Origin of the sequence: Amycolatopsis tolypomycina (assembly GCF_900105945.1) — a bacterium.
Taxonomy (GTDB): domain Bacteria; phylum Actinomycetota; class Actinomycetes; order Mycobacteriales; family Pseudonocardiaceae; genus Amycolatopsis; species Amycolatopsis tolypomycina.
This window is the reverse complement of record NZ_FNSO01000004.1, coordinates 1,268,235-1,290,228: the sequence shown is the minus strand read 5'-3', so window position 1 is coordinate 1,290,228 and position 21,994 is coordinate 1,268,235. Positions and strand designations below refer to the sequence as shown.

23 protein-coding genes are annotated in these 21,994 nt (G+C 71.6%); 9 read left to right on the top strand and 14 right to left on the bottom strand.

Going from position 1 to position 21,994, the window contains the following annotated elements; translation table 11 throughout:
* Positions 1-71 precede the first annotated feature (71 nt).
* A complete protein-coding gene (dxs, locus tag BLW76_RS16650) occupies positions 72-1,985 on the bottom strand; it encodes a 1-deoxy-D-xylulose-5-phosphate synthase (RefSeq protein ID WP_091308150.1) in 1,914 nt (637 codons plus the stop codon).
* A 175-nt stretch (positions 1,986-2,160) separates the two neighbouring features.
* On the opposite strand from dxs, the gene BLW76_RS16645 reads away from it, so the two are divergent.
* Both BLW76_RS16645 and BLW76_RS16640 read left to right on the top strand, forming a co-directional pair.
* On the top strand, positions 2,161-3,630 hold the full coding sequence (locus BLW76_RS16645; protein ID WP_091308146.1) for an aldehyde dehydrogenase family protein: 1,470 nt from the start codon (positions 2,161-2,163) through the stop codon (positions 3,628-3,630).
* Between the two features lie 21 nt (positions 3,631-3,651).
* Positions 3,652-4,086: a hypothetical protein gene (locus BLW76_RS16640; protein ID WP_091308143.1), complete on the top strand. Its 435-nt coding sequence runs from the start codon at positions 3,652-3,654 to the stop codon at positions 4,084-4,086.
* 442 nt (positions 4,087-4,528) lie between these two features.
* Here the strand turns inward: BLW76_RS16640 and BLW76_RS16635 are convergent, their stop codons facing one another.
* From BLW76_RS16635 to BLW76_RS16615, 5 genes are all read right to left on the bottom strand, one after another.
* Positions 4,529-5,410 carry an IS3 family transposase gene (locus BLW76_RS16635; RefSeq protein WP_091304318.1) on the bottom strand — a complete coding sequence of 294 codons (882 nt, stop codon included), beginning with the start codon at positions 5,408-5,410 and terminating at the stop codon, positions 4,529-4,531.
* The gene (locus BLW76_RS16630; protein WP_091304319.1) at positions 5,407-5,697 is read right to left on the bottom strand and encodes a transposase; all 291 of its coding nucleotides are present in this window, start codon (positions 5,695-5,697) and stop codon (positions 5,407-5,409) included. The genes BLW76_RS16635 and BLW76_RS16630 overlap by 4 nt, the downstream gene beginning before the upstream one ends.
* 299 nt (positions 5,698-5,996) lie before the next feature.
* Positions 5,997-6,560 carry a TIGR03086 family metal-binding protein gene (locus BLW76_RS16625; RefSeq protein WP_091308141.1) on the bottom strand — a complete coding sequence of 188 codons (564 nt, stop codon included), beginning with the start codon at positions 6,558-6,560 and terminating at the stop codon, positions 5,997-5,999.
* 33 nt (positions 6,561-6,593) lie between these two features.
* On the bottom strand, positions 6,594-7,781 hold the full coding sequence (locus tag BLW76_RS16620) for a class I SAM-dependent RNA methyltransferase (protein ID WP_091308139.1): 1,188 nt from the start codon (positions 7,779-7,781) through the stop codon (positions 6,594-6,596).
* The gene (locus tag BLW76_RS16615; RefSeq protein ID WP_208613310.1) at positions 7,778-9,811 is read right to left on the bottom strand and encodes an APC family permease; all 2,034 of its coding nucleotides are present in this window, start codon (positions 9,809-9,811) and stop codon (positions 7,778-7,780) included. The genes BLW76_RS16620 and BLW76_RS16615 overlap by 4 nt, the downstream gene beginning before the upstream one ends.
* 91 nt (positions 9,812-9,902) lie before the next feature.
* Between BLW76_RS16615 and BLW76_RS16610 the strand changes: the two genes are divergently transcribed.
* The gene (locus tag BLW76_RS16610) at positions 9,903-10,568 is read left to right on the top strand and encodes a potassium channel family protein (RefSeq protein WP_091308135.1); all 666 of its coding nucleotides are present in this window, start codon (positions 9,903-9,905) and stop codon (positions 10,566-10,568) included.
* Complete coding sequence (locus BLW76_RS16605) at positions 10,565-11,221, top strand: potassium channel family protein (RefSeq protein WP_003067924.1); 657 nt, start codon at positions 10,565-10,567, stop codon at positions 11,219-11,221. The genes BLW76_RS16610 and BLW76_RS16605 overlap by 4 nt, the downstream gene beginning before the upstream one ends.
* A gap of 454 nt (positions 11,222-11,675) precedes the next feature.
* On the opposite strand, the gene BLW76_RS16600 is transcribed toward BLW76_RS16605, so the two are convergent.
* Together BLW76_RS16600 and BLW76_RS16595 are read right to left on the bottom strand one after the other, a co-directional pair.
* On the bottom strand, positions 11,676-12,395 hold the full coding sequence (locus BLW76_RS16600; RefSeq protein ID WP_091308132.1) for a DUF3159 domain-containing protein: 720 nt from the start codon (positions 12,393-12,395) through the stop codon (positions 11,676-11,678).
* Between the two features lie 9 nt (positions 12,396-12,404).
* The gene (locus tag BLW76_RS16595; protein WP_003074944.1) at positions 12,405-12,785 is read right to left on the bottom strand and encodes an OB-fold nucleic acid binding domain-containing protein; all 381 of its coding nucleotides are present in this window, start codon (positions 12,783-12,785) and stop codon (positions 12,405-12,407) included.
* 137 nt (positions 12,786-12,922) lie between these two features.
* On the opposite strand from BLW76_RS16595, the gene BLW76_RS16590 reads away from it, so the two are divergent.
* Positions 12,923-13,606 carry an alpha/beta fold hydrolase gene (locus BLW76_RS16590; protein ID WP_091308129.1) on the top strand — a complete coding sequence of 228 codons (684 nt, stop codon included), beginning with the start codon at positions 12,923-12,925 and terminating at the stop codon, positions 13,604-13,606.
* A 40-nt stretch (positions 13,607-13,646) separates the two neighbouring features.
* Here BLW76_RS16590 and BLW76_RS16585 read toward each other — a convergent pair whose 3' ends face one another.
* Both BLW76_RS16585 and dut read right to left on the bottom strand, forming a co-directional pair.
* Positions 13,647-14,309, bottom strand: coding sequence for a DUF3710 domain-containing protein (locus BLW76_RS16585; protein WP_091308128.1), 663 nt, complete (start codon positions 14,307-14,309; stop codon positions 13,647-13,649).
* Positions 14,309-14,812, bottom strand: a complete 504-nt coding sequence (gene dut / locus BLW76_RS16580; protein ID WP_091308125.1) for a dUTP diphosphatase — start codon at positions 14,810-14,812, stop codon at positions 14,309-14,311. The genes BLW76_RS16585 and dut overlap by 1 nt, the downstream gene beginning before the upstream one ends.
* A 24-nt stretch (positions 14,813-14,836) precedes the next feature.
* Between dut and BLW76_RS16575 the strand changes: the two genes are divergently transcribed.
* Entirely contained in the window at positions 14,837-15,319 is a 483-nt protein-coding gene (locus BLW76_RS16575) for a DUF3093 domain-containing protein (protein ID WP_091308122.1), read from the top strand.
* 136 nt (positions 15,320-15,455) lie between these two features.
* Here BLW76_RS16575 and BLW76_RS16570 read toward each other — a convergent pair whose 3' ends face one another.
* A complete protein-coding gene (locus tag BLW76_RS16570; RefSeq protein ID WP_013224476.1) occupies positions 15,456-15,764 on the bottom strand; it encodes a DUF4193 domain-containing protein in 309 nt (102 codons plus the stop codon).
* Between the two features lie 515 nt (positions 15,765-16,279).
* On the opposite strand from BLW76_RS16570, the gene cei reads away from it, so the two are divergent.
* A complete protein-coding gene (gene cei, locus BLW76_RS16565) occupies positions 16,280-16,963 on the top strand; it encodes an envelope integrity protein Cei (RefSeq protein ID WP_091308120.1) in 684 nt (227 codons plus the stop codon).
* Positions 16,964-17,084: 121 nt separating this feature from the next.
* Here cei and BLW76_RS16560 read toward each other — a convergent pair whose 3' ends face one another.
* Positions 17,085-17,903: an inositol monophosphatase family protein gene (locus tag BLW76_RS16560; RefSeq protein ID WP_091308117.1), complete on the bottom strand. Its 819-nt coding sequence runs from the start codon at positions 17,901-17,903 to the stop codon at positions 17,085-17,087.
* A gap of 64 nt (positions 17,904-17,967) precedes the next feature.
* Here BLW76_RS16560 and ppgK point away from each other — a divergent pair, with 64 nt between their 5' ends.
* Together ppgK and BLW76_RS16550 are read left to right on the top strand one after the other, a co-directional pair.
* Positions 17,968-18,735, top strand: a complete 768-nt coding sequence (gene ppgK / locus BLW76_RS16555; protein ID WP_091308114.1) for a polyphosphate--glucose phosphotransferase — start codon at positions 17,968-17,970, stop codon at positions 18,733-18,735.
* A gap of 173 nt (positions 18,736-18,908) precedes the next feature.
* Entirely contained in the window at positions 18,909-20,312 is a 1,404-nt protein-coding gene (locus BLW76_RS16550) for an RNA polymerase sigma factor (RefSeq protein WP_091308111.1), read from the top strand.
* A 55-nt stretch (positions 20,313-20,367) separates the two neighbouring features.
* Here BLW76_RS16550 and BLW76_RS16545 read toward each other — a convergent pair whose 3' ends face one another.
* Both BLW76_RS16545 and BLW76_RS16540 read right to left on the bottom strand, forming a co-directional pair.
* Positions 20,368-21,555: a hypothetical protein gene (locus BLW76_RS16545; RefSeq protein WP_091308109.1), complete on the bottom strand. Its 1,188-nt coding sequence runs from the start codon at positions 21,553-21,555 to the stop codon at positions 20,368-20,370.
* Between the two features lie 40 nt (positions 21,556-21,595).
* Entirely contained in the window at positions 21,596-21,988 is a 393-nt protein-coding gene (locus tag BLW76_RS16540; RefSeq protein ID WP_091308106.1) for a hypothetical protein, read from the bottom strand.
* Positions 21,989-21,994 lie beyond the last annotated feature (6 nt).

Below are 21,994 nucleotides of genomic sequence, written 5' to 3'. Positions count from 1 at the left end.
GCGGGCCTTGGCTGTCCACAACGCGAAGCGGGCCCCAGACGTCCTGGGGCCCGCTTCGCGAAACGGTTCACTCAGCTGCGGTCGGCGCTGTTCTTCGCCGGCTCTTCCGCGGTGCCCAGCCGCCCGGAGGCCCACTCCGTCACCCGCCGAGCCACGTCCTGCGCGGTCAGCCCGATCCGCCCCAGGACCTCGTCGCGGCTGCCGTGGTCGTGGAACGACTGCGGCACCGCCAGGTCCCGCAGCGGCACGTCGCACTCGGCGTCCCGGAACATCGCGGCCAAAGCCGACCCGAAACCGCCGTGCCGCCCGCTGTCCTCGACCGTCACCACCAGCTTGTGCTGCGACGCCAGCGCCACCAGCTCGGCCGGCACCGGCAGCACCCAGCGCGGGTCCACCACCGTCACGCCGATCCCCTGGTCGGCCAGCCGGTCGGCGGCCGCCAGCCCGAGCGTCGCGAACGCGCCGACGGTCACCAGCAGCACGTCGGCACCCTCGGCCGGGCGGCGCAGCACGTCGACCGTGCCGATCCGCTCGACGGCCGTGACGTCCGTGCCGACCTTGCCCTTCGAGAACCGCAGCGCCGTCGGCCCGTCGGCGACGTCGACGGCCTCGTTCAGCTCCTCGCGCAGCGTGGCCGGGTCGCGGGGCGCCGCCACCCGCATGCCCGGCACCATGCCGAGCAGCGACAGGTCCCACATGCCGTGGTGGCTCGGCCCGTCCGGCCCGGTGATGCCGGCCCGGTCGAGCACCAGCGTCACCGGCAGGCGGTGCAGCGCCACGTCCATCAGCACCTGGTCGAACGCGCGGTTGAGGAACGTCGAGTAGATCGCCACCACCGGGTGCAGCCCGCCCATGGCCAGGCCCGCGGCCGAGGTGACCGCGTGCTGCTCGGCGATGCCGACGTCGTACCAGCGGTCCGGGAACGCGTCGGCGAACTTGTCCAGCCCGGTCGAGCGCAGCATCGCCGCGGTGATCGCGACGACGTCCTCGCGCCTGCTGCCGATCTTCGCCAGCTCGTCGCCGAACACGCCGGTCCAGCTCGGGCCCTTCACCGGCGGCAGGCCGGTCTCCGGGTCGATCGGGTCGGTCTGGTGCATCTGGTCGTGCTCGTGGTTGACGGCGGGCGCGTAGCCGTGGCCCTTCTCGGTGACCACGTGCACGATCACCGCGCCGCCGAACGACTTCGCGCTGTGGAAGGCCTTCTCCAGCGCCACCTGGTCGTGCCCGTCGACCGGGCCGAGATACTTCAGGCCCAGGTCGGAGAACATCGCCTGCGGGCTCAGCGCGTCCTTCAGGCCGGCCTTCGCCGCGTGCAGCGCCGCGTAGATCGGCTTCCCGAGGACCGGGGTGTGCTTGAGGATCTCGCGGCCGCCGTCGAGGAGCCGCTCGTAGCCGGGCTGCAGGCGCAGCGCCGCGAGGTGGTCGGCCACGCCGCCGATGGTCGGCGAGTACGAGCGCCCGTTGTCGTTGATCACGACGACGACCGGGCGCTCCCGGTGCGCGGCGATGTTGTTGAGCGCCTCCCAGCACATGCCGCCGGTGAGCGCGCCGTCGCCGACGACGGCGATCGCGTGCCGCCCGCCGCCGGCCAGCTCGAACGCCTTTGCCAGGCCGTCCACATAGGACAGACCGGACGACGCGTGGCTGCTCTCCACCCAGTCGTGCTCACTCTCCGCGCGCGACGGGTAACCGGTGACCCCGCCGGTCTGGCGCAGCAGGTCGAACCCGGCCGCGCGGCCGGTGACGAGCTTGTGGACGTACGCCTGGTGCCCGACGTCCCACACGATCGCGTCACGCGGCGAGTCGAACACGCGGTGCAGCGCCAGTGTCAGCTCGACGACGCCGAGGTTCGGCCCCAGGTGACCGCCCGCCCGCCGGACCTTGTCGACGAGGAAGTCCCGGATCTCGGCGGCCAGTTCGCCGAGGTCCTCGACACTCATGCGCTTCAGGTCCGCCGGTCCGCTCACGGACTCCAGCATCGTCACTCGTCTCCACCTCACTCGCTCGGTTCCGGCCAGTCTACGGAGACCCGCCAGAGCCCGGCCGCAGGCCGCGTCCGGCGTCACAGCCGGAGCGCGACCACAGGTCAGCACGCCGGGTGACCCGCGCCTCCCCGCGGCGCTGTGGCGGTCACGCGGCGTGGCCACGAGAATGGATCGCATGGCGGATTTCTTCATCGGCGGCGAATGGGTGGACGCGGTGGACGGCGGGCGCCGCGAGATCCGCTGCCCGGCCGACGGTTCCCTGGTCGCGACGGTCGCCGAGGGCACCGCGAAGGACACCGAGGCCGCCATCGCGGCGGCGCGCCGGGCGTTCGACACCGGTCCGTGGCCCGCCACGCCCGCGCACCTGCGCGGCGACCTGCTGCTGCGCACCGCGGACCTGCTCGACCGCGACGCCGAGGCGTTCGCCCGCGCCGAGTCGCTCGACACCGGCAAGCGCCTGGTCGAGAGCCGCTACGACATGGCCGACATCGCCGCCTGCCTGCGCTACTTCGGCAAGCTCGCGGCCCAGGACGCCGGGCGCGTCGTCGACACCGGCAACCCGGACGCGATCAGCCGGATCGTGCACGAGCCGGTCGGTGTCTGCGGGCTGATCACGCCCTGGAACTACCCGCTGCTGCAGACCGTGTGGAAGATCGCGCCCGCGCTGGCCGCGGGCAACACGTTCGTGCTCAAGCCCAGCGAGCTGACCCCGCACACGGCGATCCTGTTCATGAAGCTGCTCACCGAGGCCGGCCTGCCGCCGGGCGCGGGCAACCTGGTGCTCGGCGCGGGCGCCGAGGCGGGCGCGCCGCTGGCGTCCCACCCGGACGTCGACCTGGTGTCGTTCACCGGCGGCCTGGCGACCGGCAAGGTGATCGCCGCGGCGGCCGCCGGGACGGTCAAGAAGGTGGCACTGGAGCTGGGCGGGAAGAACCCGAACGTGGTGTTCGCCGACGCCGACTTCGAGACCGCGGTCGACTACGCGCTGACGGCGGTGTTCCTGCACTCGGGCCAGGTGTGCTCGGCGGGCGCGCGGCTGATCGTGCAGCGCGAGTGGCACGACGAGTTCGTCGACGAGCTGGTGCGCCGGGCAGAGCGGATCCGCCTCGGCGGCCCGTTCGACGCGCAGGCCGAAACGGGCCCGCTGATCTCGGCGGCGCACCGCGAGAAGGTCGAGGCGTACGTGGCGGCGGCGCTGGCCGAGGGCGCGGTGCTGCGCACGGGCGGCCGCCGCCCGGACGACCCGGCCCTCGCCGACGGCTTCTACTACCTGCCGACCATCCTCGACCAGGTGAAACAGGGGTCGTCGGCGGTCGTCGACGAGTCGTTCGGCCCGGTCCTGACGGTCGAGACGTTCACCGACGAGGACGACGCGGTCCGCATCGCCAACGACACGCACTACGGACTGGCCGGCGCGGTGTTCACGAACGACGCTTCGCGGGCGCAGCGGGTCGCCGGACGGCTGCGCCACGGGACGGTGTGGATCAACGACTTCCACCCGTACCTGCCCCAGGCCGAGTGGGGCGGCTACAAGCAGTCCGGGTTCGGCCGCGAGCTGGGCCCGACGGGGCTGGCCGAGTACACCGAGGTCAAGCACATCTACCAGAACCTGCGCCCGGGACCGCAACACTGGTTCGGGGGCTGAGCACGCGCTTATGCTGCCGGAGTGCAGCAGCGACCGGGCAGGCGCAGCCGGGTCCCGCGCGCGGTCCTGGCGGCCGCGGCCGGGCTCGGGGTGATCGCCGGGCTGACCCTGCGCACGGCCCGGCACGCGGGCGTGCTGGATCCGGGCACGCCCGACCCCGAGCTGGCGGTGAGCCTCCGCCTGGTGTGCGCGGCGGCGGTGCTCGCGGCGGGCACGCTGACGTACCTGACGCTGGTCCGCAACCGCGACGAGCCTTTGGCGATGGCGTGCCTGCCCGGCCTGGTGGTGACCGGCGTGGTGCTGCGGCACCTGGTGGTGACGCTGCCGCACGTGGCCCGCTTCCAGCCCTCGGCCCGGATCGCCCCGGGTGCGGGAGCGTGGGTGCTGCTGGTGTCGGGCGTGGCGATGACGGTGACCGGGCTGGCCGCGGCGTTCGCGGTGCGCCGGGCAGGCTGAACGGCCGCCGCCGCCCGGGCTGAGCGGTATCCGCCGTATCGGCGCGCAGCAACGCCGCGCATGCCCAGCGGCAACCGCCGCACCACCGCGCAGCAGCCACCTCCCGATCCCGGCGCAGCGGCTGAGCGCCCGCCGCTGCGCGGCGGCGGGCGTCCCGCAGCATGCATCGGGTGACCCGCGCACCCCAGGGGTCGACTCGCGCACCCACACGGCCGACCCACGTGACTGGAAGGTCGACACGCGCACCCACACGGCCGACCCGCGTGACTGGAGCGTCGACACGCGTGACTGGAGGGTCGACACGCGTGACTGGAAGGTCGACACGCGCACCCACACGGCCGACCCGCGTGACTGGAGGGCCGACACGCGTGACTGGAGGGTCGACACGCGCACCCACACGGCCGACCCGTGGAGTTGCCCCGGTGAGGCGGACACGGGGTTTTCAGGCAGCTGAGGCCTGACGATAGTTGATTCGGGCTTCGGCTGGGGTGTTCTGGCCGACCGTTGAGTGCAGCCGGTTGTGGTTGTAGTAGTGCAGCCAGGTGAACACGTCCTGGCGCGCCTCGGCGCGGGTGCGCCAGATCGAGACACCGATTTCGGTCTTCAGGGTGGCGAAGAAGGCTTCGGCGACGGCGTTGTCGTAGCAGGACCCCACCCGCCCGACCGACGGGCGGATCCGGTGCTCGGCGAGGGCGGCCCGGAACTGGCTGCTCGTGTATTGGACTCCGCGGTCGGAGTGGAACACCGCGTCGGGCTGGATGAGGCCGCGGGCGGTCGCGAGGTCGATGGCGTCGCAGACGAGGTCGGTGCGCATGTGGTCGGCCATGGCGTGGCCGATGACCTCCCGGGTGTGCAGGTCGATGACGGTGGCCAGGTAGAGCCAGCCCTCGAAGGTGGGCAGGCAGGTGATGTCCCCGACCAGCCGTGTCCCGGGTTTCTCGGCGGTGAAGTCGCGGCGGATCAGGTCCTGTGCTGGGGTGACCGGGCCGGCCGCAGGCCGGGTCAACGCTCGGCGTTTGCGGCGGGTGATCCCGGCCAGGTCGTGTGCGCGCATGAGCCGCTCGACCCGCTTGTGGTTCACCACGATCCCGCGGCGGTGCAGTTCGGCGGTGATCCGCGGGACGCCGTAGGCACCCTGGTGTTCGGCATGGATCTCGGTGATCAGCCGGACCAGTTCGGCCTCGGCCTCCGCCCGGCGGATCCGGGCTGCTTCGGCGGCGACCCATTCGTGGAAGCCTTGCCGGCGCAGGCCCAGGACCTGGCACAACCGCTTGACGCCGTAGATGGCGCGGTGTTCGGAGATGAACCGGTAGCGGTAGATCATCGATCCATCTCGCGCGCAAAATAGGCGGCCGCTTTCCGCAGGATCTCCTTCTCTTTCTGCAGCTCAGCGACCTGCTTCCGCAACCGCGTCACCTCCAGGGCCTCCGCCGGGTCTTCTGCCGGCGGCCCGGCCTCCGCGGCCTGCTTGGCGGTGTTGACCCACGCCCGCAGGGTCTCGTGGTTGACCCCTAGTTCGCGGGCGATCTGCCGCAACGGCCGGTCACTCGAGTTGACCAGCTCGACCGCGTCCCGTCGGAACTGCTCCGGATACTTCGACCTGGAAGACATCAGGACATCCTCCCTCCAGACCACTGTCTGGAATCAAGGTGTCCGGCCCCACGGGGCAACTCCACCCGCGTGACTGGAGGGCCGACACGCGTGACTGGAGGGTCGACACGCGTGACTGGAGGGTCGACACGCGTGACTGGAAGGTCGACACGCGACAGCGTGCACGCAACCCCGCGCCGGCCCGCCGAACCCCGACCACCGCCGAATCGCCCCTGCGACCACCGAAAGCACCTGCCGAGCACCGGAACGTGGCGACCCCGCCCGGTCCGGCCGCCGTTCTCGGGCCGGAAGCCTGGTCTCTAGCCGTTCACCGCCTTCCGGCCGAGGAACGCCGCCAGCCGGTCGGCCGCCGTTGCGTCCGGGGGTGCCGGGATCTCCGGGCCGAACGGGCCGCCCGGCTGCCTCGGCGTCGAGCCGAACCGGGTGCGCCACTGCGCCAGCGCCTGGGCCGCCAGGTCGGGCAGCAGGTCCGTCGGCTGCCCGGTCGCGTCCGCGATGTCCCAGCCGTGGGCGAGGTACTCGTTCACCCTCATGTGCACCAGGAACACCCCCGGCACCTCACCGAGCGGCGTTGTCACCTGCCGCGCGAGGAGCCCGGGTGCGGCCAGCACCGCCCGGGCCGCCGCCACCGATGCGGCGAACGCCGAAACGGGCGACGGCCCCAGGTAATCGCCGTCCGGGACCGGCGGGCCCGCGCCCGCCCAGAACGCCACTTTCGCGTTTCCGTGCGCCAGGTGGTTCACCACCGCGCGCACGTCCCAGTCCTGGCACGCCGTCGGGTGCGCCCACTGGTCGGCACGGACCGCGGTGACCAGGCCGGTCACCGTTGAAGCCGCGAGGTCGAAGTCATCGAATTCGGTCATGGCGACAGTGTGGCGACCACCACCGACAAAAACTCAGGACAGCAGCGCCACGCACTCCACGTGGTGGGTCATCGGGAACGCGTCGAACGCCCTCAAATCCGTCAGCGAATAGCCGTGGGCGCTGAAGAACGCCAGGTCACGGGCCAGTGCCGCCGGGTCGCAGGCCACGTACACGACTCGATCGGGTGAACCTGCCACGATCGACTCCACGACCGCCTTGCCCGCGCCCTTGCGAGGCGGGTCCAGCACCACCACGTCGACCGGCTTGGCCGCCGACGCCAGCACGTGCTCCACGCGCCCCGCACGCCACGAAACCTGCGGCAGGTCCGCGAGGTTGCGCTCGCCGTCGGCGACCGCGCGCCGGCCGGACTCGACCGCCAGCACGTGGCCCGAAGCGCCGACCTGCGCCGCCAGCACCGAGGCGAACAGCCCGACCCCCGCGTAGAGGTCCCAGGCCGTGCCCCCGGACGGAGCCTCCGCCCACTCCCCCACGACCGCGGCCAGCGTCGACGCCGCCGCCGGGTGGACCTGCCAGAAGCCGTGTGCGTCGAGGCGCCAGTCGCGGCCCGCCGCGTGCTGGACCGCGACGCCGCCGCTCAGCTGCCGCGCCCGCACCTTCCCGCGCACGGTCGACAGCTCCCGGACGTGCACGTCGCCGTCACCGTCGCGGGTGACCTCCAGCTCGCTGCCCGGCCGCCAGCGCCGCGCCAGGACGTCGTCGAGCTCGCCGGGGACCGCGATCGGGCAGTCGTCCAGCGCCACCACGCGGTGGCTGTGGTGGGCGCGCAGCCCGGCACGGCCGTCGCGCCCGGCGACCAGCCGGACCCGGCTGCGCCAGTCCAGCGGCCCGCCGTCGAGGGCCTCCACGACGACCTCGCGCTCGATCCCCGCCAGCCGCCGCAGCTGCTCCGCCACGACCGACGCCTTGAGCGAACGCTGGTGGTCCGGGTCCGCGTGCTGCCAGTCGCAGCCGCCGCAGCCGCCGGGCACCGCCAGCGGGCACGGCGGCGGCACCCGGTGCGGCGACGCCGAAAGCACCTCGATCGCGTCCCCGCGGCAGAACGAACCGCCGTTGTCCTCGGTGATCTCGACGCGGACCTGCTCGCCCGGCAGCGCGTGCCGGACGAACACGACCCGCCCGTCCGCGCGCGCGACGCAGTGCCCGCCGTGCGCCACCGCGCCCACCTCGACCTCGAGGACCCGGCCCAGCCAGCTGGTCATTCGGCAGGCTCCTTGGGCTTCGGCGCCGCGACCGGCTTCCCGTTGGCCGAGAACCCGCGGCGGACGTCGCCGGCCGCCGGGCGCTCGTTCCGGACCCGCGCGGCCGCCTTGGCCGACGACTCCAGCTGCCACGGCACGCTCGCCACGATCACGCCGGACTGGAACAGCAGCCTGCCCTTGAGCCGCAGCGCGCTCTGGTTGTGCAGCACCTGCTCCCACCAGTGCCCGACCACGTACTCCGGGATGAACACGGTGACCACGTTGCGCGGATTGTCACCGCGCACGCGCTTCACGTAGTCGAGCACCGGCTTCGTGATCTCGCGGTAGGGCGACTCGACGACCTTCAGCGGCACCTTGAAGTTGTGCGCGTCCCATTCCTGGGTCAGGCGCCGCGTGTCCGCATCGTCCACATTGACCGTCACGGCTTCGAGGACGTCCGGGCGCATCGCCTTGGCGTAGGCCAGCGCGCGCAGCGTCGGACGGTGCAGTTTGGACACCAGGACGATGGCGTGGTTGCGCGAGGGCAGCACGGTCGGGGTGTCGCCGAGGTCCTTCAGCTCGTCGGCCACCCGGTCGTAGTGCCGCCGGATCGCCGTCATCAGCACGTAGATCGCCACCATGGCGGCGATCGCGATCCAGGCGCCGAGCAGGAACTTGGTGATGAGCACGATCACCAGGACGGTCGCGGTCATCGTCAGGCCGATCGCGTTGACCGTCTGCGAGCGCCGCATCCGCCGCCGCACGCCCGGGTCGGTTTCCTTGGCCAGCAACCGGTTCCAGTGCCGGATCATGCCGGCCTGGCTCACCGTGAACGACACGAACACGCCGACGATGTAGAGCTGGATGAGCCGGGTGACCTCGGCGTCGAACGCGATGATCAGGACCAGCGCGAACGCCGCGAGGAACAGGATGCCGTTCGAGAACGCCAGCCGGTCGCCGCGGGTGTGCAGCTGCCGCGGCAGGTAGCGGTCCTGCGCCAGGATCGAGCCGAGCACCGGGAAGCCGTTGAACGCGGTGTTGGCGGCCAGCAGCAGGATGATGCCGGTGGAGAAGGAGATGTAGTAGAACGCCGGCGGGAAGTCGGCGAACACCGCGTGCGCGATCTGCGCGACGATCGTCTTCTGCTCGTAGCCCGCGGGCGCGCCGGCGAGCTGCGTCGCCGGGTCCTCGGCGAACTTGACGTCGGTGATCGTGGCCAGGGTGATGATGCCGACCAGCATGGTGACCGCCAGCACGCCCATCATCAGCAGCGTGGTCGCGGCGTTCTTCGACTTCGGCTTCCGGAACGCCGGGACACCGTTGCTGATCGCCTCGACCCCGGTCAGCGCGGCCGCGCCGGAGGAGAACGCCCGCAGCACCAGGAACGCGTACGCGACGCCCGCGAAGGTGCCTTCGGCGTTCAGCGTGAACCCGGCGCTCTCGGCCTTCATCTCGGTGCCGGTGGCGGCCTGGACCAGGCCCCAGACGACCATGAGCAGGATGCCGATGATGAAGCCGTACGTCGGGATCGCGAAGGCCTTGCCCGACTCGCGGATGCCGCGCAGGTTCAGCGACGTCAGCACGACCACGATGACGATCGACGCGAGCACTTTGTGTTGCGCCACCCACGGGACCGCCGAGCCGATGTTGGCCACACCGGACGAAGTGGACACCGCGACGGTGAGCACGTAGTCGACGAGCAGCGCGCTGGCCACCGTGAGGCCGAACCTGCCGCCCAGGTTCGTGTTGGCGACCTCGTAGTCGCCGCCGCCGCTCGGGTAGGCGTGCACGTTCTGCCGGTAGGACGCGACGACGACGAGCATGACCAGGGCGACCATGATGCCGATCCACGGCGCCAGCGCGTACGCCGAGAGACCCGCCACGCTCAGCGTCAGGAAAATTTCTTCCGGCGCGTACGCCACGCTCGAGAGCGCGTCGGAGGCGAAGATCGGCAGCGCGATGCGCTTGGGCAGCAGCGTGTGGGACAGCCGGTCACTGCGGAACGGACGTCCGAGGACCAGGCGTTTCAGCACGGTCGGGAACTTCGACACCACGAAAGCCTAACGGCACCGGGGCACGGTAGGTTCGGCGCTGGTGGATAGGGGTAGGTCGGACGGGTAACCGCCGAGGAGGAGGCAGGGCGTGCACGTGGTGATCATGGGATGCGGCCGGGTCGGCGCGTCCCTGGCCGCTGCGCTGGAGCGGCTCGGCCACGAGGTGGCCGTCATCGACAAGAACCAGCAGGCGTTCCGCCGGCTCGGCAGCGACTTCCACGGCCAGCAGGTCGTCGGCGTCGGCTTCGACCGCCGGGTGCTGATCGAGGCGGGCATCGAGCGGGCCGGCGCGTTCGCGGCGGTGTCCAGCGGCGACAACTCGAACATCATTTCGGCGCGGGTCGCGCGCGAGAACTTCGGCATCGAGCACGTCGTCGCGCGCATCTACGACCACAAGCGCGCGGCGGTGTACGAGCGGCTGGGCATCCCGACGGTCGCGACCGTGCCGTGGACCACCGACCGGTTCCTGCGCACCCTGCTGCCGGACGGCGTCGCGTCGGCGTGGCGTGACCCGTCGGGCAACGTGGCGCTGCTGCAGCTGCCGCTGCACGAGGGCTGGGTCGGGCACTCGGTGCGGTCCCTGCAGGAGGCGACCGGCGCGCGGGTGGCGTTCATCATGCGCTTCGGCACCGGCGTGCTGCCCGACACCAAGACGGTGCTGCAGGCCGACGACGTCGTGTGGGTGGCGGCGCGGTCCGGCACCGTCAGCGACGTGACGAGTGTGGCCCACCGCGAACCGGAGGACGAGGCATGAGGGTCGCGATTGCGGGCGCCGGGGCGGTCGGCCGCTCCATCGCCGCCGAGCTGATCGACGGCAGGCACCAGGTGATGCTGATCGAGCGCGAGGCCGACCAGTTCGAGCCGCACGCGGTCGAGCAGGCCGACTGGGTGCTCGGCGACGCGTGCGAGGTGTCGATCCTGGAGGAGTCCGGGATCGAGCAGTGCGACGTCGTCATCGCCGCGACGGGCGACGACAAGGCGAACCTGGTGGTCTCGCTGCTGGCCAAGACGGAGTTCGCGGTGCGGCGCGTGGTGGCCCGGGTGAACAACCCGGCCAACGAGTGGCTGTTCACCGACGCCTGGGGCGTGGACGTCGCCGTCTCGACCCCGCGGATGCTGGCGGCGATGGTCGAGGAGGCGGTCAGCGTCGGCGACCTCGTGCGGCTGATGACGTTCCGGCAGAGCAACGCGAACCTCGTCGAGCTGACGCTGCCGGCGGAGACGCCGCTGGCCGGGAAGCCGGTGAGCGAGCTGACACTGCCTCGGGATGCGGCGTTGGTGACCATTCTGCGGGGTGACCGGGTGATCGTGCCGCAGCCGGAGGACCCGCTGGAGCCTGGCGACGAGCTGCTCTTCGTCGCGACTGCCGATGTGGAGCCGGAGATTCGGACGGCGCTCGGGTACTGAGGCTTTGCCTCTGGTTCGGCCTCCGCTGGTTCGGCCTCCGCCACCCCGAAGCCTGATTGTGACTACGGCCGGCAGCGCCGCGTCAAGGCGGGAAAGCGTGCCTTGCCCCGGCGCCGCCGGCCGTGTTCTGGCTTCGGATCGGGGTTGCGGGGGTCTGGGTGTCGTCCGGTCTCGTGCCGTGGGCCCTGGCCGTCTCGCGTGATTGGGGGCGGGACTCGCGTGATTGGGGGCGGGACTCGCGTGATCGGGCCCGGATCTCACGTGATTGGGGCCGGATCTCACGTGCTGGACGAGGCATCTCGCGTGATCAGGGAGGCATCACGCGTGTCTGGAGGGGCATCACGCGTGATTGTGGAGGCATCAGCGTGATCGGGCGCCGGCGCGGCGAAACTGTCGGTGGCGGCCGGTAGAGTGGAAACCGGGGGGCGCCCCCAACGCGCGCGGGTTGTGCGGCTCAGGACTCCGGGGTTGCGTACTTCTCGCGCAGGCGGGCCTCGATCTCCGCGTCCGTCTCCGGGGTGGGCTCCGACTCGGCCAGTGCCTTCAGGCGCTTGTCCGACCGGCGGACCGCCCACACGACCACCAGCAGGCCCAGCGCGTACAGCGGGTAGCCCATCGCGATCTTCGCGAAGGCCAGCCAGCCCGTGTAGTCCTCCTGGTACAGCCACCGCTGCACCACGAACCGGGCCGCGAAGATCGCCGCCATCGCCAGGGTGGCGATGTCGTAGCCGTAGCGGGACGGCTTGTCCTTGCGCCATGCCTGGCCCGTGCCGTTGAGCAGGTTCCAGACCACGCCCGCGATCGGCCAGCGCACCACCACCGACAGCACGAAGATGCCGCAGTAGATCAGGCTCGCGTAGATCCCGAACAGGAAGAACCCCTTCGCCGACCCCGTGCGGTAGGCGATGAACGCCGCGATCGCGACGCCGAAGAAGCCCGAGATCGCCGGCTGCAGCGGCTCCTTGCGGACCACGCGCAGCACCGTGATGGCCACCGCGCTGCCGATCGCCGTCCAGATCGCCGCCGTCAGGCCGAAGAACGCGTTCGCCAGCACGAAGACGATCACCGGTACCGACGAGTAGATCAGGCCGGACACGCCGCCCATCTGCTCCAGCAGGGTGGGCTGCGGCTCTTCGCCGTCGGTCTTCTTCTCGCTCGAGGCGGGTTCAGTCACGATGGGTGATCAACTCACTGGGCTCTGGAGCTCGTAATAGGGGTTGTACAGCACCTTCTGGCCGTCACGCTCGGCCATCCGGCCGCGCACCTTGATCGTCCGGCCAGGCTCGATGCCCGGGATCCGGCGGCGGCCGAGCCAGATTAGCGTCACGCCCTGTGTCCCGTCGAACAGCTCCGCCTCCAGCGTGGCGGCCTCGTTGGTCGGGCAGAGTTCGACGCTGCGCAGCCGCCCCATCACGGTGACCTCTTCGCCGGAGCGGCAGTCACACGCCCGCTGCGCCCCCTCGGCGCCGGACCTCATCGACATTTCGTCGGCGTCGAGATCCTCGACGTCGCTGGTCAGCTTGCGAACCAACCGGCTGAAGTAGCCGCCGTCTTTGGCGGACATAGGTACTCCTGTGCTCCGGGGCCCCCGACGTGGTGCATGCGGCCCGTGCGATTTCCAGCGTAGCTGCGGTCCCCGCCAGGGAAACGCCTTTGCGCAAGGATTGCAACGTGACGTCCGCAATCAGAGTTCCCACGGCGGTGCTGCTGCCCGGCACCGGCTCGGACGACGTGTTCGTCCGGGCCGTCTTCGAACGGCCCCTGCGTGCCCTCGGCGTCCCGCTCATCGCGCCACCGCCGACCCCTGGTGCCGGGCTCGGCGACGCCTACCTGGCGACCCTCGACGCGCTCGCGGACGAGCAGGGCGCCCTCCTCGTCGGCGGCATCTCCTTCGGCGCCCACCTCGCCGCGGAGTGGGCGGTCCGCAACCCGGCCCGTTGCGGGGGCCTGCTGGCCGCCCTCCCGGCCTGGAACGGCGTCCCGGGCCCGGCACCCGCATCGCTCGCCGCGACGCTGACGGCGGATCTGGTGGCCGATTCCGGCGTCGCCGCGGCACTGGCCCAGACCGCGGGCAGCCCAGACTGGCTGCGGGCCGAACTGGACCGGGCGTGGCGCCGCCACGGCGACGGCCTCGCCGGCAGCCTGCGCGCCGCCGCGGGCCGTCCGGCGCCGACCCTGGCCGACCTCGCGGCGCTCGACGTCCCGGCCGGGATCGGCACCTGCACCGACGACCCGATCCACCCGACGAAAGTCGCATCGGAGTGGGCGAGCGCACTCCCCCGCGCGGCCCTCGGGGAGACGACGCTCACGGCGCTGGGCGCGGACCGCGAGTCCCTCGGCCGGGCGACCGTCCTCGCCTTCCTGAGGGCCCGGAAAACGCCGTGAAGGCCACCTCGCCGGGAGGTGGCCTTCACGGACGGTGACGTCAGCCCTGCTGCTGCTGGGCCGCGATGTGCTCGGCGACCGCCTCGGGCAGCGTGATGGTCAGCGGGGTGCGGACCGGCATCGGGGCGTCGCCGCGGTCGACGATGGTCCGCCGGACGATCTCGCGCAGCACCTCGACGGCCGCCGCGGCCTCCGACTGCGGGCCGGCGATGACGCCGCGCAGCATCCAGCGGGGCCGGTCGACGCCGACGAAGCGCAGGGCGACGTCGCCGATGATGGCCGAGATCTCCAGACCCCACACGCCGCGGCCGATGGTGACCTTCGCGCCGTCGGACCGCAGCTGGTCGGCCAGCTCGGAGCTGACCTCCCGCCACAGCCCGCCCGAGCGCGGCGCGGCGTACGCGCTGACCGTGATCTGGCCCTGCTCGGTGACGACGTGCACGGCGCGCACGCCGCCGGCCTCCGGGTCCATCTCGACCTGGACCTGGGAACCGTCGGGCACCGGCACCTTCACCGAGCCGAGGTCGATCCGCGGGATGCCGTCGTCTTCGAAGTCGGCGACGTCGAACGGACCGTCGGAAACGTCCGAAAGCTCCGAATCCTCTTCGTACGCCTCGTCCTCGATCGTGTCGTCAGACTCGGGCGCGGCGTGCCGTCCGGCGGATCCGCCCTCGGTCCGCCGCTTGCGTCCGAAAATCCCCACTACTTCTCCGTTCCTTCCCCCGTGGCGGCGCTCGCGGCGAGCGCCGGTGCTCCCAGTGTGGCGTGTCCACCCGTGGAGCCGTAGCCTCCGTCGCCCCGCTCGGTCGCGTCGAGCGCGTCGACCTCGACGAACTCGGCGTGCTCGACCCGCTGCACGACCAGCTGGGCGATGCGGTCGCCGCGCGTCAGCTCCAGCGGGTGCACCGGGTCGTGGTTGATCAGGCAGACCTTGATCTCGCCGCGGTAGCCCGAGTCGATCGTGCCCGGGGTGTTCACCACCGAAAGGCCTGCCCGGGCGGCCAGGCCGGACCGCGGGTGGACGAACCCCGCGTACCCGGGCGGCAGCGCGATCGCGACGCCGGTGCCGACGACGCCGCGTTCCCCGGGTCGCAGCACGATATCCGAGGTGGTGACGAGATCGGCGCCCGCGTCGCCCGGTCGGGCGTAGGCGGGCAGCGGGACATCCGGATCGAGCCGGGAGAGGAGTACCTGAACGCTGGACACGGGCCGCGAGATTACTCTGTTCCCGTGGGTGAATCAGCGAAGACGGCCGCGAACACCGCGGTCCGGCACTCCGAACGGCTGTACGTCCCGTGGTGGGGCTGGCCGCTGCCGGTCCTGGGCGCGATCCTCCTGGCCGCCGAGATCGACCTCGGGTACCCGGGGATCCGGGCGTGGCTGCCGTACGTGATCGCGTTGCCGGTCGTCGTGGCGCTGCTGCTGTCGCTGGGCCGGTCGAAGGTCCGGATCACCGGCGGCGCCGAGCCGGAGCTGTGGGTCGGCGACGCCCACCTGCCGCGGCGGTTCGCCGGCGAGGTGGAGATCTTCGACAAGGAGGCCAAGCGCAAGGCACTGGGCCGCGACGGCGACCCGGCCGCCTACGTGCTGCACCGCGGCTGGGTCGGCCCGGTCGTGAAGGTGCACCTCACCGACGAGAACGACCCCACGCCGTACTGGCTGTTCAGCACCCGGCACCCGGAAAAGGTCGCCGAGCTGCTCAAGAGCTCCTGAACCCCGGCATGGGGAAGGGGGCCGGCCTGCCGGCCGGCCCCCTTGTCCCCAGCGCGCTTCGAGCCTTCCCCGTGCTCCCTCGAGGCTCTCCGTCGCGTCTGTTCGTCCCCTGTGTCCGAGAACCCCTGCGTGTCGCTCAGGCGCAGTCGCGGCAGATCAGGCGTCCGCCGTTGTCCTCGGCCAGCCGGCTGCGGTGGTGCACCAGGAAGCACACGGAGCAGGTGAACTCGTCCGCCTGCTTCGGCACCACCTTCACGGTCATGTCCTCACCGGAAAGCCCGGAGAGGTCGGCACCCGGCAGCTCGAAGTTCTCGGCGGTCGCGTCCTCGTCGACGTCGACGACGCCGGACTGGTTCTCGTTCCGCCGGGCCTTGAGCTCCTCCAACGAGTCTTCGGCCAGCTCGTCGGCTTCGCTGCGGCGCGGAGCGTCGTAGTCGGTAGCCATGTTGTCCCTCACCCCTGCGATCAGCTTGTGTAGTCGTTTTCCCGGACTCCCGGATGCGCCCGCGAGTCCGCCGTGCCGCTGGTCAACGTTCCAGGGCCCCTGTTTGTGCCCGACGGCCGAAGTGACCGAGGTCTCTTCTTTTCGGGCCTCTTCCTGCGGCCGGAGCCCGGGAAGGGTAGCTCACCGCGATCCGGGTTCTGCAACGAGTCAGACATTGCCGGGGAATCGTCACCCGACAGGGGGAACCCGCAGGTAAGACGCGTTGTCGTCCGTTCGGGTTGCGCGCGGGTGGAGAACTTCACGCGCGACCCGTGTCCGCTTGCCCCGGCCGGGCCCGTCGTGGTGCGATCGCTGCACGGGGATCGGTCCGGCTGGGGCCCGGTACCGCAGGACGAGCGCGGGAGCCCACGGGGGTGACCCGGGACCACGTGCGCCGACCGCAGCGCCTAGGCTGATCGGCCTCGGGCGGTGCCCGGAACGCACGATCGGTTTCGTGTTCGGGAAGGGACGGGCAGGTGGCGTCGGGGAACGGCATCGGGGACCGTGGGGCGCGGCCGTATCGCAAGCACAAGCCGCTGCCGGCGCTGATCGTCATCGGCGTGCTCGCCCTCGGCGCGATCGTCGTCTGGGTGAACGCGGCGATCGGCAAGGGCGACATCGACGAGGCCGTCAAGTGCGACCCGCCCGCGAGCCCGCCACCGGGCGTCACGTTCAGCACCCTCCCCCACAACGCGCTCGACGACCGCACACCCGTGTCGCCGGACAAGATCGCCTACCGGGTCCTCAACGCCTCGGGCAGCCGCGGCCAGGGCGGCATCACCACGACAACGCTGCGCGAGCTCGGCTTCACCGGCGCCGCGGAGCCGGCCAACGACCCGGCCTACGACGGTCGCGAGGCCAAGTGCCGCGGCCAGATCCGGTTCGGCGAGAACGGCGTGACGGCGGCCCGGACGCTGAGCCTGGTGGTGCCCTGCGCCGAGCTGGTGCAGGACAACCGCAAGGACGCCAGCGTCGACGTGGTGACGGGCACGCTCTTCGGCGACCTGCGGCCGCGCCCCGAGGCCCGCCAGATCATCACCCAGCTCGCGGACTGGTCGAAGGCCCACCAGGGCGGCGGCGGCAACGAGCAGTCCGCGGGCGCGAAGGCCCCGGTGGTCGACCAGACGCTGCTCGCCTCGGCCCGCGACGTGGAGTGCTGACCCCGCGCTGAAGCCCGGCGCTCACCCGGCCGCCGCCCCGCATGTCATGAACGAGTCGTTCATGGCGCCGGATGTCATGAACGACTCGTTCATGACATCCGGGAACCGCGCGAAGGGCCGCTCACACCTCCGCCGCCCCGCAGTCCGCCAGCGCCTTGCGCAGCGGGTCCGCGATCGACGGCGCCGCCGCGTACGTCGCGTCCGCGCCCAGCTCCGGTGCCGTTCCCGGCAGGGACACCTCCGCGCCCGCCTCCGCCGCGATCAGCGCTCCCGCCGCCCAGTCCCAGCGGTTGAGCCCGTGCTCCACGTACGCGTCCAGCCAGCCCGCCGCCACCGCGCACAGGTCCAGGGACGCCGCCCCGTTGCGGCGGATGTCCCGCACCTGCCCGAGCAGCGACGCCGCGAAGCGCGACTGCCGCACCCGCCGCGAAGGCGAGTACGCGAAACCGGTTCCGACCAACGTCACCTCCAGCCGCGCCGGTGCCGACACCGCCAGGCGCCGTCCGTCCAGGAACGCGCCCTGGCCGCGGGCCGCCGACCAGACCCGGCCGCTCGCCGGCTCGACCACCGCGCCCGCCACCGACTCGCCGGCGACCTGGGCCGCCACCGAGACCGCGAACCACGGGAGCCCGTAGAGGAAGTTGACCGTCCCGTCGATCGGGTCGACCACCCACGTCACGCCGTCGCCCGTGGCGCCGCCGCCTTCCTCGCCCAGCACCGGCTCGCCGGGCCGCAGCGAAGCCAGCCGCGACCGCACCAGCCGCTCCGACTCGTGGTCCACCGCGGTCACCACGTCGGTGGCGCCGGACTTGGTCCCGACGGCGACCGCGCGACCGGACGACATCCCCTCCCAGGCCTCGCGGACCAGGGCGGAGGCCTCCGTCGCGACCTGCACCGCGACGCTTTTCAGCAACGACTCGTCAACTCCCACGTCCGACATGTCACCACATCCGGTTAAAGTCTCCGAGGCAGGCTTCTGAATCGTGCGAGAAGGGACCACGTCCGTGGTGGAGGCGACCCGCCGAGGTTTCGGCATCGACATCGGCGGCAGCGGGATCAAGGGCGCCTTGGTCGACCTGGACAAGGGACAGCTCATCGGTGACCGCATCCGGATCGAAACGCCGAAGCCGTCCACGCCGTCGGCGGTGGCGGACGTCGTGCACGACATCGTCACGCAGGCGGGCTGGGACGGCCCGGTCGGCGTCACGCTGCCGGCGGTCGTCAAGAAGGGCGTCGCGCACACCGCGGCCAACATCGACAAGCAGTGGATCGGCACCGACGCCGACGCGCTGTTCGCCAAGCGGCTCGGCCGCAGCGTCGACCAGGTCGCGATGCTCAACGACGCCGACGCGGCCGGCATGGCGGAGATCCGCTTCGGCGACCCGGTCGCGCGCACGGGCGTGACCGCGCTGCTCACCTTCGGCACCGGCATCGGCAGCGCGGTGTTCCAGGACGGCAAGCTCGTCCCCAACACCGAATTCGGCCACCTCGAGATCGACGGCCACGACGCCGAGAAGCGCGCGGCCGCTTCGGTGAAGGACAACGAGGGGCTCTCCTACCCCGAATGGTCCAAGCGCGTGCACCGTTACCTGACCGTGCTGGAGAACCTGATCTGGCCCGATCTGTTCATCGTCGGCGGCGGGGTCAGCAAGAAGGCCGAGAAATGGGTGCCGCTGCTGGACATCCGCACTCCGGTGCTGGTGGCGAGCCTGCAGAACAACGCCGGCATCGTCGGCGCCGCGGCCGCCGCGGCGGAGGGCATCCAGCACTGAATCGGCGCTGAGGGTGATCGCTTCGCACCGCATGCGCGTACCGTCGTTACAATGGAACACGGCCCACGGCTGCGGAGGGCAAAACCGCAGGCCGAGGCGTGATCCCCGAATGTGAGGCAGCAGTGGCACCCGTGCCGTTGCTCGTCGTGATCGACCGCTGCGAAAGGGCGTAAGTGGCAGCCGCAAGAACCGCAACCCGAGGCGGGACGAAGACCGCGACCGCAGCCGGCGAGCCGGCCGAAGAGGCAGCCACCGGGACGGCGAAGCCGGCGGCCCGCAAGACCACCACCGCCAAGAAGGCGCCGGCCAAGAAGGCACCGGCGAAGAAGGCCGCGACCAAGGGCGCGAAGACCGAAGACGGCGAGCCCGACGGTCCCGTCGACCTCGAGGACGACGTCGAACTGGACTCGCCCGACCTGTCGGACCTGGAAGAGGTCGAGGTCGACGTCGTCGACGAAACGGTCAACGACGAGCCGGACACCGACTCGGCCGACGACGACGATGACGACGAGGAGTCGGACGAGGAGACCCCGGCGCAGCGTCGCCGCGGCGCCGCGGCCGACAAGGCCAAGAGCGGCTCCGACAACCCGGACTTCGTCTGGGACGAGGAGGAGTCCGAGGCGCTGCGCCAGGCGCGCAAGGACGCCGAGCTCACCGCCTCCGCCGACTCCGTGCGTGCCTACCTCAAGCAGATCGGCAAGGTCGCGCTGCTGAACGCGGAGGAGGAGGTGGAGCTGGCCAAGCGGATCGAGGCCGGGCTCTACGCCGCCGAGCGCGTGCGCACCGCCGAGGAGGAGGGCGAGAAGCTCGTCACGCAGATGCGCCGCGATCTCAAGTGGATCGTGCGTGACGGCGAGCGCGCCAAGAACCACCTGCTCGAGGCGAACCTCCGCCTGGTCGTGTCGCTGGCCAAGCGCTACACCGGCCGTGGCATGGCGTTCCTGGACCTGATCCAGGAGGGCAACCTCGGCCTGATCCGCGCGGTGGAGAAGTTCGACTACACCAAGGGCTACAAGTTCTCGACGTACGCCACGTGGTGGATCCGCCAGGCGATCACCCGCGCGATGGCCGACCAGGCCCGCACCATCCGCATCCCGGTGCACATGGTCGAGATCATCAACAAGCTGGGCCGCATACAGCGTGAACTCCTCCAGGACCTCGGCCGCGAGCCGACCCCGGAAGAGCTCGCGAAGGAAATGGACATCTCCCCGGAGAAGGTCCTCGAGATCCAGCAGTACGCGCGCGAACCGATCTCGCTCGACCAGACGATCGGCGACGAGGGCGACAGCCAGCTCGGTGACTTCATCGAAGACTCCGAAGCGGTCGTCGCGGTCGACGCGGTGTCGTTCACGCTGCTGCAGGACCAGCTCCAGTCGGTGCTGCAGACGCTGTCCGAGCGCGAGGCGGGCGTGGTCCGGCTGCGCTTCGGCCTCACCGACGGCCAGCCGCGCACGCTCGACGAGATCGGCCAGGTGTACGGGGTCACCCGGGAGCGCATCCGGCAGATCGAGTCGAAGACGATGTCGAAGCTGCGCCACCCGTCGCGGTCCCAGGTCCTGCGGGACTACCTGGACTGAGTCAGTTCGTCACGGAAACCCCGCCACCGGCTCACGGTGGCGGGGTTTCCGTCGTTCAGGGCCGTCCGGTGAGCGTCGTCCACGGGACGTGCACGACGACGCGTTCCCGCAGCTGCTCGTTGATCAGCCACAGTTCGCCCGTGGCCGGCCAGTAGGACAGGTTCTGGCTGTTCACCGGGGCCTGCCCGGTCAGCCTCGACGTCGACGTGCCGCCGACGCCGCCGTGCAGGCAGGACGGGTGGTCGCCCGCCACGCCCGCGTACTCCGGGCACACGCCCGTCAGCACGAAGTAGCCGTTGCGCGACACCGCACCCTGCATGCCCCACACTGGGGACGAGAAGCCCTCGACCGCGTGCACCAGGCCGTCGGCCGACGCCTTCAGGCGGCCCGAGGCCGGCTCGAACGGCCAGCGCAGCACCCGGCCGCCCGCCGCCGACGGGACGTGCTCCGCCGTCACGAACGTCGAATCCGTGTGGTCGTACGACAACGTCGACAGGCACGGGCGCGTGTCGGTCGCCGTCGTGCAGGCGCCGCCGCCCGGGTACCAGTACGCGCCGACCTGCGGCATCGCGTAGTCGTAGAACGCCGCGTGGTACTTGCCGTCGGTGCCAAGGCCGACCGTGCCCGCACTCGCGTCGACCTTCCAGAAGTGCGTCGTGTCGAAGACGCGGATCAGGCCGCCGGTGGTCGCGACGAACAGCAGGTTGCCGGCCCACGTCATGCCGTGGCCGTGGCCGGTGACGACCCGGAAGTCCGTGCCGGACGTCGGTTCCACCAGCAGCACGTGGCGGTAACCGAGCCCGGTGGCGTCCACAAAGGACAGCCGGACCATCGTGTCGCCGGGGGTGTGCCACGACGCCGCGACGACGCGCTTGCCGCCCACGGTCCCGGTCGACGGCGAAGCGTCGCCCGAACCGGTGAGGCCCTGCGGGATCCAGTCGTTGGTCTTGTCGTCGTTCGCGTCCTCCCAGCAGAAGCCCGCGGGCTTCAGGGCCGCGGCCAGGTAGGTGCCGTGGCAGAGCGGGCGGGCCTTGCGGTTGGTGTCGGTGAGCAGCGAGCCGAGCCCGCGCGGCGGCAGTTTCGCGTCCAGCGCGGCGATCCGCGAACCGTAGGTGGCGAAGGTGTCCCCGGCGGTGAGCCGGAAGCCGTCGGCCGAGTCCAGCCGGGGGAAGTTCGCCGCGGCCTCCGCAGGGGTCACCAGGCCGAGCAGCAGGACAGTCACGAGACCGATCAGCAGTCGCATGCCGGCAGCGTGCCCGGCGCGCGTACACGGCCCGTACAACTCAGGGCACGGCCAGCCCGCGCTCCCGCAGCGACTGCTCGACGCGCAGCCGTTCGATCTCGCGGTCCATCCCCTCGGGCAGCTCCCCGAGCCGGTGCGGCACGCCGACCTGGCGGCAGGCCTGGGTGAGGAGCTCGTCGTACGCCTGCCGGGTGCCGATCCGCCGCGCCGCCGGCGTCCCGGACGGATAGCCGGCGAGCAGGCGGTGCACCCGCCGCAGGTCCGCGGCGACGCGCTCGATCGGCGGCCCGTCCGGCTGCGGCGACGCGCGTTTCTCGCGGACCCACTCGAGCAGCTTCGGCACGCGCAGGGCGCACCAGAACAACACCGTGGGCGCGAGGCAGACCACGGCGAAGAGGATCAGGTTCGCGACGACACCACCGGAGCCGTCCATGCCCCG